Consider the following 12,206-nt stretch of genomic DNA (forward strand, 5'->3'; position numbering starts at 1 on the left):
TTTCCCCAGGGCAGACAGTGTGACACTGATAACCCTTCATCCCGGAAAGCCGCCCCTGGATCAACCACAGGCCGGGCACGGGGGCGTCGACAGGCCACCGCAGTGCCTGACGCGCAGCCGGATGGGCAAGGCGCAGGTCCGCTCCGTCAGGCGGACTCCAGCTGAGCCGGATCTGGGTCCGAAGGCCGATGTGATCGCGGGGCGCCGGCGACGCGCCCCAGACCGGTGGGCCCGGAGCGCGCCCCCGTATCCGCGGGGAAGAACGGCCGGCGACTGCCTGTCCTCCAGCCGGCTCTTTGCCCGGCGCGGAAGGCCCGGCACGTCACCCCGCAGGACATACAAACGGGGCGGACTGCGAAGACTCGCAGTCCGCCCCGGATTCGCTCGCTGGGAGGCATTGTCAAGACTTGTGAATGAGGAGTGGTTGGCTGCTGGCAGGCGAAGGGACTTGAGTCTCCAGTAGGGGGAGACACAAAGGTGGGGGCATGGACGGCGACACGCTCTACTCGATCGGCGAGCTCGCTCGGCGGACCGGTCTCACGGTCAAGACCATTCGGTTCTACTCCGATCGCGGAATCGTGGCGCCGACGGACCGCAGCCCGGCCGGCTACCGCCTCTACAACATCGACGCCGTCGCACGCCTGGACCTCGTGCGGACCCTGCGCGAGCTGGGACTGGACCTTCCCACGATCCGCAAGGTCGTGGACCGCGAGCTCTCGCTTCCCGAGGTCGCCGCGGCGCACGCCGAAGCACTGGCAGTGCAGATCCGCGTTCTGCGCCTGCAACGGGCGGTGCTGACGGCGGTGGCCGAGCGCGGGTCCACACCTGAGGAGACGGAACTCATGCACTGGCTGGCCCAGCTCTCCGAGGACGAACGCCGACGTCTGATCGGCGATTTCCTCGACGCCGTCTTCGGCGGTCTTGACGCCGTCCCCGCATTCGCGGGGGTCATGCGCTCGATGACTCCCGAGCTGCCCGACAACCCGGAGGCGGAGCAGGTCCAGGCGTGGGTGGAGTTGGCTGAAATGTCCCTGGACCCGGATTTCCGCGCCGTTGTGCGGCGGATGGCCGAGGACCAGGCAGCCGAGCAGCCCCGAAGCGACACGATGGGCCCGCGCCGCGACATTGCCGCAGCCGTCCGTGATCAGGCCGGCCCGGCCCTGACCGCCGGGATCGACCCGGCCTCGCCCCAGGCCGATCCGATCGTCGCGGCGTTCACGGCGCACTACGCGCACCTCCTCGGCCGCCCCGACGACGTCGAGCTTCGCCGCCGGCTGGCGACTCGGCTGGAGAGCGTGAACGACCCCCGCAGGGAGCGATACCTCCAGCTGCTCGCAGTGGTCAACGGCTGGCCGGCCCCGGAGAGTCTGGCTTCGGTGTTCGACTGGTCCGTCCAGGCTCTGCGCGTCCGGACACAGCCATGACGAGGCGGTCGCAAGGTGGCATGGACCGGGCGCGGCTGGCGTCGTGTGAATACGCCGCCTCACATGATCGGTTGATGAATGCCCCCGTCGTACTTCAGGTGGCCGCGACGCCGGCCTCTCCCGCTGTCGTTCTTCGCCCCTGACGCATGGAGGACGTTGCCGCATTGGTCGAGGTGAGCCGGGATCCCGCATTGCGTCAGCGGGGGAGCTTTGGCGTGGACAACGATGCTGACGGGGCACGGTGGGTGCAGGCCCGGCAGCGGGGCTGGGCAGGGGGGAGCGGCTCGGCTTCGCCGTCCTTGAGGCACAACCCGGTTCACTTCGCGAACAGTTGGTTGGCAACGTGGTTCTCAAAGAAGTCACCTCCGGCAAACCGGCGGCCGAGGTGGGCTACTGGACCGCGGCGCACGCTCGCGGGCGACGAGTTCCCCCCGGCGCTCTGGAGGCACTCACGAGCTGGGCCTTCGACACGTTCGAAGCCGACGGGCTGGAGCGTCTCGAACTCCTGCACCAGGTGGGCACCCTGGCATCGTGCCGGGTTGCACAGAAGTGCCGGTACGACGTCGACAGCATCCTGCCCGCGGCGCCGCCCTCCTTCCCCCGCGACGGCCACCTGCACGTACGGCGCACGAGTGCCTGAGATCCTGCGCCCTGATCGACCGGGAGGAGACGACGGGCCCCTTCCCTCCCTTCACGCACTGGGCACGTCGTCGCCTGGCGGCACGCATCCCGAGTTGAACGACGACCTGGGGAACCTCACCGTCGGCACCGTTGACGTCTTCGTCGAGCCGATCGCACCCGGCTGAAGCGGACACAGTACCGACCCGGTCTCACCGAGGGACTCATGACCAAGATCGGACTCGGCCTCCGACCTCCGCAACCTCAGCCGTCAGAGATCTTCTAGAGGGCGTCAGGCGGCAGCAGGTGCGGGGCGCGTACCCCCAGGATGCCGAAGACCTCCTCCTTCGCCAGACTGCGCAGTTCCGCCAGGAAGGCGGGGTCCACGTGGCCCTCCCTGGCCCAGATTCCGGCGAGGGACTCGGCGCAGCGCTGGGCCAAGTCGCTGCGGAAGTCCCCCGCCCGGATGGCCCGGATCAGGGCCGCCTCGACGAACGGACCGGAGAGGAACGCCAGATCCGACGCCGCGTCGTCTTGCTCGTCCTCGCGCGCCGTGGGGTCTTCGATGAGGCGCACGAGCAGAACCGCGCGCTCCTCGTCCGGGATCTCCGGATCGCTCCATACCGGGCCCGGCGACGAGACCGCCGCCGAGTCCTCACCCGCACTACGGAGTCGCTCCTTCCCGAACAGCCTCGCCGGCCAGGAATGTGTCATGCCCGCAATCATCCCAGCCGCATTCGGAAGGGCAGTTCAGAAGCGGGCACTCATTAGTCGTCCGTACACCGCTGACCTGCGTGGACTGGATTGGGTGAGATGACGCGTGGGCTCGGTTCGCTGAGACTGCAGCTGTCCGTCTGACGTGATCCAGTCGCCCCGGTCCCGTCCTCGATGAACTGGTCTGCGTCGCAGGCGAACTGGCCCCGATTCTCTCTGCGGTCTCAAGTGAAGCGGATCGCCGTCCCGGCGGCGGGTGCCTGATCAACGAGCACGAAGCCGGGGACAGGAGAAACGAGGCCAGGGCAGCTGAACTGCGCGGATCTCGAAGTCACTGCACGTCGTCAGCATATGTTGACGCATCCTCGGTCGTCAGCATATGCTGACGGGCATGCAGAACACACTCGAAATCGCCGAGGGCGCTGCCAGCAACGACCCGGACGTCGGGCTCCGCGCGGTGGCTGCCCTGCGAGAACTCAGCGAACGGCTGGAACTCCTCCAGGTCGACAACGCCCGGAAACTGGGATGGTCCTGGCAGGACATCGCGCAGCGGCTCGGCGTCACCAAGCAGACCGTGCACCGCAAGTACGGCCCGCTGATCGGGAGGCGATGATGTTCGAACACTTCACCCCCGACGCCCGCACCGTCGTAGCTCATGCCCAGGAGCACGCACGCCGGCTCGGGCACCACCACATCGGCAGCGAACACCTCCTGCTCGCCCTCGTCCTGACCGACCAGCCGGCGAGCTCCGTCCTGCGCGAGCACGGCCTCACGCCGCAGCGCGTCGAGGAGGAGATCGTCCGCCGGGTCGGGCTCGGCGCGGGGTCCCTCCTGTTCGGCACCCTCAACCGGGATGCGCTGGCCTCGATCGGGATCGATCTCGACGCCGTCCGCGCCAGGATCGAGGAATCCTTCGGACCAGAAGCCCTCGCCCGCGCCGGCCGGACCGTACACCGGCCACCCCGCCCCTCCAGGCTCAACCCCCGGCGCGCAGTGCCCCCGCGCCACTGGCGCAGCCAACGCCGCGCCCGACGCGTCGTCCTTACGGCACCCACCCCTGCTCCAGCCGGCCTCTACCAGACCGACGGCGCCCGCCCCACCGGGCACATCCCCTTCACCCCGCACGCCAAGGAGAGCCTGTCCAACACGGTCCACGAAGCGCAGGCCCGGCACGAGACCGACATCGGCACCGAACACCTCGCCCTCGGCCTCATCGCCATGAACAGCGGGCTCGTGCCCTCCGTACTGTCAGCACTCGGTGCATCAGCCCCGGCGCTGCGCACCGCAATCGTCGACCGCTACCGCCAGGCGCGCTGATCCCGCTCCCGCCCGTCGTCGACTTCCATGTCCGGCATTACCTCGCCCAGGACCAGATCGAGCGAGATTTCCAGCACCCTCACGGCTCAAGTCATCATTTGAGACGGAACAGCCCCCGAGTCCTGGCTTCGAAGATCTGCACTCCGTCGCGGGTGATTCCGTGCTGTTTGTGGCCTCACCTGATGTGGTCTGCCGATGCGTCCGGGTTATCGCTCATAGGGTCATTGGCTTCGTTCACCTTAAGCGGCAGCACCTGTCGACCGGTTCGGGAGGCAGGCGGGGGTGTGAGCGGCTGGAGATGTTGGTGAGAAATGGGCTCGATAAGAGCAGGTGATGCCTGCTCAGGGGGTAAATCTACCGGCGGCCGACGATCATGGAAGACGTCAAGTGACTGATACTGAAGCTCGTCCTGATCCAGGGCGCGCCGGGTGAGGACACGCGGATGGACCACCTCCGTCTCGAAGGCGAATCCTCCGAAGCCGTCCACGCCGCGACCACCCGCCTGGCAGATCAGGGACTGGCAACGGATGTGGAGAACGACACCACCTGCTGCTAGGTCCTGCAGGACAAGGTGTGGCTCCACGGACCCGGCCAGGAACCCTGGGAGGTCTACGTCGTCAAGGCCGACGCCGACACCCTGGCCAAGCGGCAGGACCGTACCTGCTGCGCCACTGCGGCCCAACCGGGCGCGGCCAGCGGCTGCTGTTGACCGCGAGATGGCCAACCTTCACACCAGCGAGGCCGCGACCGGCGCCGTGGAAGGTGGGCGAGGCCACTTGGGATCGGGACGCCGCCGCGATCGGCGGGCTCTACGGCTACTTGGCCGGGTCGGTTACGTGAACGGGCGGCCCTGACGGGCGACGGGACGTGGGGGAGTCCCTGTGCGGCGGGGTGAGCCGGGATCCACGGATCCGGCACAGGGACCTCGGCCAGTACCTATTCTTCCGGGACGTCGGGTCTGGTGGCCTGGAGCCGGGCGGCGGCCTGGACTCGGCCTTGTGGGGAGGCGACCCCATCGCAACCGCTCCGCGTTGCAGTTGGCACTGATGACGGGGATGCGGATCCAGCAGTGGTCGGCCCTGCTGCTGCCCGAGCTCGGCCTGACCGACGGACACCGGCCCGCGGTTGCGGCACTGTCCCGGGGTGGTCATAGCTACCCTGGCGGCGTGACATTGGTGTGGGTGACGGGCAATTCAGGGGTCGGTAAGTCCACGGTCTGCGGGGTGTTGCGAGAGCGTGGCTACGTCGCGCTCGACGCCGATGAGGACGGCTTCAGTCGCTGGATCGACCGAGCCAAGGGCGATGTAGTGGTGGATCCTCCGTATCCGGTTCCTGGGGGCTGGCTCGACCGATACGGGTGGGCGATCGTCCGTGAGCGCGTTGAGACCCTCGTCGAGGAGTCCCGTTTCCGAATCGCGTTCTTATGTGGGTCGGCGGAAAACGAGGCAGACGTCCGCGATCTTTTCGACCTCATCGTGTGCCTGGTGATCGACGAGGACACCCTTCGCCACCGGCTCGCGACCCGCACGACGAACACATTCGGTCAACATCCCGAAGAGCTCGCAGCGGCCCTGAAGTGGAATCCTGGGATGCGAGCGCTCTACGAAAGCCGTGGTGCGACGATCATCGATGCTTCCAAGCCGGTGACCGAGGTGGTGGACAGCGTGATCGGTGCAGTTCAGGGACTGACAGGGTCCCCCCGATAACTGTCGAGCACCACCATGCCCGGTCGGCTGACCGGCCTTTCTTCTCGCGGACCTGCCGGCGCGGCAGGTCGCCGCCGGCATCGGTCGCGACCGGGCCGCGGTCATCGCAGGGCTCACGCTGCTCTGGAACTCGGGCGTCGTGGAAGGGCACGGCAACCCCATCAAGATGCTCAAACGCCAGATGTTCGGCGAGCCGGCTTCGCCCTCCTGAGGAACGAGTGCTCCTGGCTTCGTGGCCGATGCCGACACGTGAAACGCTTCCGACATCGATCAGCCCCACCGCTGGAGTCGCGAATGTCCAGGGACCGCCGACATTCGACATGCGGGTTGCACGCGTACTCGGATCGATCCTCGCTGCTTGCCCAACGGTCACCGGCACCGCCCTGCGCCCTCGCCCGCTGCAGGAACGCCTGGACCGGCTCGGCGAGTTGTTGCGGCCACCGCCGCGTGTGATCCGGCCGGTGCCCGCCACCACCAGCCGCACGGAGGCCTTGGCCTGGTACGAGGAGCTCCGGCCCCGTGCCTGTTCACGCTTATCTGTCGTGTCTCGTAAGTGTCTGATGAAGTCGTCGGCTCGCGGGATGCTGGCCCTGGAGCAGACTGAAGGTGGGTCCCGCTTCGTCTGCGCGATCCCTGTCGTGGCCGGGAACAGGTAGCGACGATTGAGCGGCAGGGCAGAAGCACTCTGCCGGTGGTCAGCGAGCTCGGGCGAGGTGTTCGATCCGGTTGTGCAGGTGCTCGACGTGGTGCTCGGACTCTGGCTTCATCAGAACGCTCCGGAGGATCCGGGCGCCGTCGCTGTCTGCGGCGATCTGAGGGTGGCGTGCGGTGAACGCCTCGCGGTCGGCTTTGAGGGTGCTCAGGAACACCGGGTCGGGGCTGGTCATGCCGTCGGTGAGGATGTGTGCGGTGGCCGCGTCGATGGCGGTCAGGGTGGCCGGTTCGACGGTGGGGAAGTAGCTGACGATGTCGAGCTCGGGCTGCTGGTACAGCTCCAAGTACTCGGACGCGTCGATGAGGTCCGCCCACTTCAGCGCCGCGCGCCGGCCGGCCGCCAGGATCTGGCCGAGTCCATCCGGTGTGGGCGGGAGGAGTTGGAAGGTGAGCCACAGGGCGGCGGCGGAGGCGCCGGCGCGCGAGCACTCCAGGCTGATCTCGCCGAGGTGGAGTTCGGCGGAGGTGAAGTAGGTATAGGGCGAGTCGTGGAGGTAGAAGCGGCCGACCTCGGGGTCGCGGAAGAGGACCGCGCCACAGCCGTAGGGCTGGAGGCCGTGCTTGTGGGGGTCGACCACGACCGAATCGCATCGTGCGATGGCCCTCCAGGGTGCCGCCTGCAGCGCCTCGGGGCCGTCGGCGTCGGCGAGGAGAGTGAAGAAGCCGCCGTAGGCCGCGTCGACATGCACGCGGACACCGTGCCGCTCGGTGAGCGGAAGGACCTCGTGGACAGGGTCGACCGCGCCAAGCCCGGTGGTGCCGGTGGTGACCACGACGGTGCCCACCTCCCCGGTGCGCAGGGTGTCCTCCAGGGCGTCGAGGCCCATGCGGCCGTGGTCGTCGGTGGGTACGGGGTGGCCCTTCAGTCCCAGGAGGTGGCACATGCGGCCGTGGGTGTAGTGGGCGTCCTCGCTGTAGGCGACGCCCCGGCCCGGGTGGAGTTCGCGGGCGACGAAGAGGGCTTCGAGGTTGGCGATCGTGCCGCTGGTGGTGAGATGGCCGAGGTGGGTGTCGTAGCCGAACATCGAGGCGAGCTGGGCGACGGCCTCGCGTTCCATCGCCGCGGTGGCGGGGCCGCCGTCCAGGGCGTGGTTGTTGGGGTTGATCAGCATCGCGGTGACGTAGCCGACCACGGCGGCAGGGTGCGGGGGCTTGAGCATCTGGCCCGCGTAATGCGGGTGGAAGAAGGGGTAGTTGTCCTTCAGCCGTCCCGTGAGTTCCCCGAAGGCGGCGGCGAAGCGGTCGTCGTCCACCAGGAGGGAAGGGTGGGCCTGGTAGGGGCCGAAGGTGTCGGCCCAGTCCTGTATCGCGTGGGTGGCTCGACCGAGCCAGTGCTGCAGATCCACTGCTTTCCCTCTCGCCGGTGACACGGACGCCACCATACGGTTTCATTGACTAGTCAGCAATTGATTGCTCAGTGATTGAGACAGCAGTAGGTGAGATTGCAGTAAAGTCACAGCGATGGACGCCACGCCCGGACAGGACGACGAAGCCGCCGCCCGCGCGGCCAACAGCCAGGTCGTGCGCGACTTCGGGCTGCTGATCAAATCCGCCACCCGCCTGGAACGGCGGATCGACGCCGACCTTCGGCGGGAGTGCGGGATCAGCCACACCATGCTGGAAGTACTCATCCGGCTCCACCGGGAGCCCGGCGAGCAGGTCTCCCAGCGCCAGCTGGCCGACGACCTCACCCTCACCAGCAGCGGCACCACCCGCCTGATCGACCGCATGGAGGAGGTCGGCCTGGTCCGCCGCGCACCGTCTCCCGGGGACCGGAGGGTGGCCCTGGTGGAACCGACCGCCGAGGGCCGCACGGCATTCCTGCGCGGCGCGGCCGTACATGCTCGTGTGGTGGAGCAGTTCTTCGTCAAGCCGCTGGCGGCCGACGACTACGCCCGACTGACCAGTGCGCTGAGCGAGATCGACAGGGAGTTGCGCGACGACGCCGGCTGACGGAGCCCTGCATCACGGCCCGCACGGGAACTGCTGGTGCCGGGCTTGTGGCCGGAAGGATGCCAGGCGGATCGGGCGACTCTTCGAACGCACGTGGCGGGTGTTCCGCGCTGTGTCCCGTCCGTAGGGTCGAGGGTGTGGAGGTGCCCAGGCGCTCGGCGAGCTTCTCGACCCGGCGGGTGGAGAAGCTCAGCAGGTAAGCAGTGGCGACCACGCTGATGAGAGCCTGTTCGGCCCGGCGGCGCCGCTCCAGTAGCCAGTGCGGGAAGTAACCGCCGGTCCTGAGCTTGGGGATGGCCAGTTCGACGGTGCCCGCCCGGGTGTCCCACTCGCGCGGGCGATATCCGTTGCGATGATTGCCCACTCGTCGCTGACCTGCCTGGGTGCGGTCATCGTGCTGATCTCCTTCGAGCTTCGGCCCGTCGAAATGTGATAAGCATGACGGTGACACTGCTCTCCCCGCATGCAGGTTCGAACGGCACCTCGGCTGTGTGGAATGCCGACCGGGTGGCCGCGGCGCGTGCCAGGGCACCCGGCCGAGGACCGTCGTCGGCCCAACCGGTGGTTCGAGCGTGCCGTCAGGCGAGCGTGACCTCGACGGACAGTTTCTTGATGCCGTTGACGAAGTTGGAGCGGACGCGCGGCACGTCGCCGGCCAGTCGGATGCCGGCGATGCGTGGGATCAGTTCCTCGAACATGATGCGGATCTCGGTGCGGGCGAGGAGGTTGCCCAGGCACAGGTGGGGGCTGCCCTTGCCGAAGGTGACGTGGTCGTTGTTCTGCCGGGTGACGTCGAAGTCGTAGGGGTTGCCGAAGATCTCCTCGTCGCGGTTGCCGGAGGCGTACCACATGACGACCTTGTCGCCCTCCTTGATCCGCTTGCCGCCGAGTTCGACGTCTCGGGTTGCCGTGCGCCGGAAGTGGTAGACGGGGGAGGCCCAGCGCAGGAACTCCTCGACCGCGGTCGGGATCAAGGACGGGTCATCCTTGAGGCGGGCGAGCTGCTCGGGATGCTGGAGGAGGGCCAGCATGGAGTGGGAGATGGTGTGCCGGGTGGTCTCGTTGCCGGCCACCACCAGGAGCAGGAAGTAGTTGTCGAAGTCCTGCGCGGACAGCGGGATGCCGTCGCGTGGGGTCGAGTTGACCAGCTTGGACACCAGGTCGGTGCCGTCGGAGCCGCGTCGCTGCCGGGCCAGCTCCCGGCCGTACTCGAAGACCTCCAGCGAGGCGGGGGAGCGGAAGGGCAGATCACGGTACTTCTCGCTCTCGGCGCTGTGCAGGAGCACGTCCGCGTAGTCGGGGTCGGTGTTGCCGATGATCCGGTTGCCCCAGTCGATGAGCTGCTGGTTGTCCTCCGGCGGTACGTCGAGGAGGCGGGCCAGCACGTTGATGGGGAAGTCCGCGGAGACGTCGGCGACGAAGTCGAACGTCCCCTTCGCGAGGGCCGCGTCCAGGGTCTGCGCCGTCAGCCCGCGCAGGAAGTCGCTGTAGCTGTTGATGACACCGGCGCCGAACTGCCGCTGGATCACGCTGCGCAGCGCGCGATGACGGACGCCGTCCATCTCCAGGATGGAGGCCCGCTTCTTGATCTGGTCGTTGTCGACCTCCTCGAGGTTGACGAACTTCGTCGAGGTGAAGGTCTCCGGGTCGCGGTCGACACTGGCGATGTCCGCGTGCCGGGTCACCGCCCAGAAACCGGAGTTGGGGGCCTCCTCGGGCTGCCAGTGCACCGGGTCCTCGTGGCGCAGGGTGTGGAACATCCGCCAGGGCGTCACCCCGTCGGTGAAGTTGTCGAGGTCGGCGAGGTCGACGTCCGCCAGGGGCATCGGCTCATTCACGGCAGGGGTCAGGATCTCGGTCATCAAAGACTCCTCGGCGTCACAGGTGGTAGGCGTACTCGGTGAACTCCCAGTCGGTGACGTGCCGTTGGAAGCGTTCGACCTCGTTGCGCTTGTAGGCGAGGTAGGAAGTGGTGAAGTCCTTGCCGAGCAGCTCGGCCAGGTCGGTGTCGGCCTCCAGGGCGTCTAGTGCGGCCGGCAGGTCCATGGGCAGCACGGCCGCCTTGGAGGTGTCGTAGCCGTAGCCCTTCAGTGGGGCGGGGGGTTCCTTCCCGGCGAGGACGCCCAGGAGAGCGGCGGCGGCGGTGGCGGCGATGGCCAGGTAGGGGTTGGAACTCGCGTCCCCGAGGCGCAGTTCCAGCCGGGCGCCGGAGCCCCGTTCGGGCGGGATGCGGACCATCGCGCTGCGGTTGTCCAGCCCCCAGTCGATCAGCCAGGGGGCGAGCGTGTCGGGGCCGAAGCGCTTGTACGAGTTCACCGTCGGGTTGAGCAGTGCGGCCAGGGCGGGCGCGTGGGCCAGCACACCGGCGATGGCGTGCCGGGCGGTGTCGGAGAGGCCGTGTGCGCCGCCGGGGTCGTCGAAGGTGTTGCGGTCGTCGGGGCCGGTGCAGGAGAGGTGCAGGTGGAAGCCGGAGCCACCGGCGTCGTTGAAGGGTTTCGCCATGAACGTGGCGAGCCTGCCCTCGCGCCGGGCCAGCTCCTTGATCGCGGCCTTGAAACGGAAAGCCCGGTCGGCGGCGGAGAGGGCGTCGGAGTGGAGCAGGTTGATCTCGAACTGCCCGCCGTCGAACTCGTGGTTCCCGCTGAGCACCCCGAGGTCCAGGTCGCGGACCTGCCGCAGGGTGCGCAGCAGGTGGTTGTCCGGGTCGGCGCGCAGACCGGCCGTGTAGACGACTCCCGGCGTGCCGGTGTAGCGCCGCCAGCCGCCCGCCGGGTTCGGGTCGCACAGGAAGTACTCCAGCTCGGGTCCGACGACCGGGCTCAGCCCGTGCTCCTCGCACCGGCCCAGGACCGACCGCAGCAGGTCGCGCGGTGACTCGGGGGCCGGAACCCCGGTGGCCGGGTCGAGGATGTCGCCGAGACAGGTGGCGACGCCGGGCTCCCAGGGCAGGGCGGTCAGGGTGGAGAGGTCCGGTCGTACGCAGATGTCCGGCAGGCCGGCGTCCAGGCCGCCGCCCACCGGGACGACGTCTCCCTGAGGGCTGGTGTGGTAGACCGCCCGGCAGAAGGCGAGCCCGTGTTCCACGGCCCGAGGCAGGGCCTCGACCAGCACGTCGCGGGCCCGGTCCGTGCCGATCAGGTCGGGATACGTCACCCGCACCACATCGATGCCGTCGGCGGCGAGCCGTTCCATGTGGCGGCGGACTTCTGGCAGGTCTTGAGCGCTCACCGTTGTCTCCTCGGGCGGCTGTCGGGACACCTCCGGACGGAGGATCCGGCAGGCGGGTGGTCTGTGTGGGACCGGCGGGGCGCGGTGGCAGGAGCAAGCCTCCGGTGCATTATTTGAAGTCAAACGGTATGGAGGGGGTGGCCTCCCCGCAAGAGGTTGAGGTCAAGAATTTATCCATCCGGATAGGTATTGACCAGGGGGTGGGGCGCACTTACCTTGTTTGATGTCAAACGAGTTGGGGGTGCGGTCTCCACCGCGATCACCGCACCCCTTTGGCCGGGGCCCGGTCCATTCCGACCGGGCCCCACCCCCTTCGCTCCCGCACTTTCAGGAGGACCGGCCATGAAGGTCGTCGTCGACATGAACAAGTGCCAGGACCACGGTCAGTGCGTCTTCGCGGCTCCGGACGTCTTCTCCATGGACGAGACCGGGCACCTGCTGTACGTCTCCGACCCTGACGACGCACTGCGCGACCAGGTCGAGGAGGCCGCCGACGTGTGTCCGCTGCAGGCCATCCGGATCGAGGCCTAGC

The 12,206-nt window shown here is 68.2% G+C and carries 11 protein-coding genes and 2 pseudogenes; 8 read left to right on the top strand and 5 right to left on the bottom strand.

From position 1 onward, the window contains the following. Window positions 1–485: 485 nt before the first annotated feature. Window positions 486–1,424: a MerR family transcriptional regulator gene (locus ACWC09_RS18485; protein ID WP_450851589.1), complete on the top strand. Its 939-nt coding sequence runs from the start codon at window positions 486–488 to the stop codon at window positions 1,422–1,424. 241 nt (window positions 1,425–1,665) lie between these two features. Beyond that, entirely contained in the window at window positions 1,666–2,064 is a 399-nt protein-coding gene (locus tag ACWC09_RS18490; RefSeq protein WP_450851590.1) for a GNAT family N-acetyltransferase, read from the top strand. A 260-nt stretch (window positions 2,065–2,324) separates the two neighbouring features. Here the strand turns inward: ACWC09_RS18490 and ACWC09_RS18495 are convergent, their stop codons facing one another. Then, window positions 2,325–2,756 (bottom strand): hypothetical protein, encoded by a 432-nt coding sequence (locus ACWC09_RS18495; RefSeq protein ID WP_450851591.1) that lies wholly within the window; start codon window positions 2,754–2,756, stop codon window positions 2,325–2,327. 391 nt (window positions 2,757–3,147) lie between these two features. Between ACWC09_RS18495 and ACWC09_RS18500 the strand changes: the two genes are divergently transcribed. The 4 genes and pseudogenes from ACWC09_RS18500 (at window position 3,148) to ACWC09_RS18515 (ending at window position 5,779) form a co-directional block, all read left to right on the top strand. Beyond that, complete coding sequence (locus ACWC09_RS18500; RefSeq protein ID WP_052067739.1) at window positions 3,148–3,369, top strand: helix-turn-helix domain-containing protein; 222 nt, start codon at window positions 3,148–3,150, stop codon at window positions 3,367–3,369. Then, window positions 3,369–4,073, top strand: coding sequence for a Clp protease N-terminal domain-containing protein (locus ACWC09_RS18505; protein ID WP_450851592.1), 705 nt, complete (start codon window positions 3,369–3,371; stop codon window positions 4,071–4,073). The genes ACWC09_RS18500 and ACWC09_RS18505 overlap by 1 nt, the downstream gene beginning before the upstream one ends. 397 nt (window positions 4,074–4,470) lie before the next feature. Beyond that, window positions 4,471–4,782: pseudogene (locus ACWC09_RS18510) on the top strand (glyoxalase/bleomycin resistance/dioxygenase family protein); the annotation flags it as partial. A gap of 322 nt (window positions 4,783–5,104) precedes the next feature. Next, window positions 5,105–5,779, top strand: coding sequence for an AAA family ATPase (locus ACWC09_RS18515; protein WP_450851593.1), 675 nt, complete (start codon window positions 5,105–5,107; stop codon window positions 5,777–5,779). A 695-nt stretch (window positions 5,780–6,474) separates the two neighbouring features. Here ACWC09_RS18515 and ACWC09_RS18520 read toward each other — a convergent pair. Further along, complete coding sequence (locus ACWC09_RS18520) at window positions 6,475–7,839, bottom strand: pyridoxal phosphate-dependent decarboxylase family protein (RefSeq protein WP_450851634.1); 1,365 nt, start codon at window positions 7,837–7,839, stop codon at window positions 6,475–6,477. A 115-nt stretch (window positions 7,840–7,954) separates the two neighbouring features. Between ACWC09_RS18520 and ACWC09_RS18525 the strand changes: the two genes are divergently transcribed. Further along, on the top strand, window positions 7,955–8,446 hold the full coding sequence (locus ACWC09_RS18525) for a MarR family winged helix-turn-helix transcriptional regulator (protein WP_450851594.1): 492 nt from the start codon (window positions 7,955–7,957) through the stop codon (window positions 8,444–8,446). Window positions 8,447–8,546: 100 nt separating this feature from the next. Here ACWC09_RS18525 and ACWC09_RS18530 read toward each other — a convergent pair. The 3 genes and pseudogenes from ACWC09_RS18530 to ACWC09_RS18540 all read right to left on the bottom strand — a co-directional run. Next, window positions 8,547–8,804 (bottom strand): annotated as a pseudogene (locus ACWC09_RS18530) (transposase); the annotation flags it as partial. 220 nt (window positions 8,805–9,024) lie between these two features. Beyond that, complete coding sequence (locus ACWC09_RS18535; protein WP_450851595.1) at window positions 9,025–10,308, bottom strand: cytochrome P450; 1,284 nt, start codon at window positions 10,306–10,308, stop codon at window positions 9,025–9,027. A 16-nt stretch (window positions 10,309–10,324) separates the two neighbouring features. Next, entirely contained in the window at window positions 10,325–11,674 is a 1,350-nt protein-coding gene (locus ACWC09_RS18540; protein WP_450851596.1) for a glutamine synthetase family protein, read from the bottom strand. A 342-nt stretch (window positions 11,675–12,016) separates the two neighbouring features. On the opposite strand from ACWC09_RS18540, the gene ACWC09_RS18545 reads away from it, so the two are divergent. Continuing rightward, a complete protein-coding gene (locus ACWC09_RS18545; protein WP_450851597.1) occupies window positions 12,017–12,205 on the top strand; it encodes a ferredoxin in 189 nt (62 codons plus the stop codon). Window position 12,206: the final 1 nt, after the last annotated feature.

It is taken from the genome of Streptomyces sp. NPDC001617, from assembly GCF_053596855.1.

Bases quoted from the DNA above. Each gene is read 5' to 3' on its own strand.
- ACWC09_RS18485 (WP_450851589.1), top strand. From the start codon at position 486: ATGGACGGCGACACGCTCTACTCGATCGGCGAGCTCGCTCGGCGGACC.
- ACWC09_RS18495 (WP_450851591.1), bottom strand. From the start codon at position 2,756: ATGACACATTCCTGGCCGGCGAGGCTGTTCGGGAAGGAGCGACTCCGT.
- ACWC09_RS18500 (WP_052067739.1), top strand. From the start codon at position 3,148: ATGCAGAACACACTCGAAATCGCCGAGGGCGCTGCCAGCAACGACCCG.
- ACWC09_RS18505 (WP_450851592.1), top strand. From the start codon at position 3,369: ATGTTCGAACACTTCACCCCCGACGCCCGCACCGTCGTAGCTCATGCC.
- ACWC09_RS18525 (WP_450851594.1), top strand. From the start codon at position 7,955: ATGGACGCCACGCCCGGACAGGACGACGAAGCCGCCGCCCGCGCGGCC.
- ACWC09_RS18535 (WP_450851595.1), bottom strand. From the start codon at position 10,308: ATGACCGAGATCCTGACCCCTGCCGTGAATGAGCCGATGCCCCTGGCG.
- ACWC09_RS18545 (WP_450851597.1), top strand. From the start codon at position 12,017: ATGAAGGTCGTCGTCGACATGAACAAGTGCCAGGACCACGGTCAGTGC.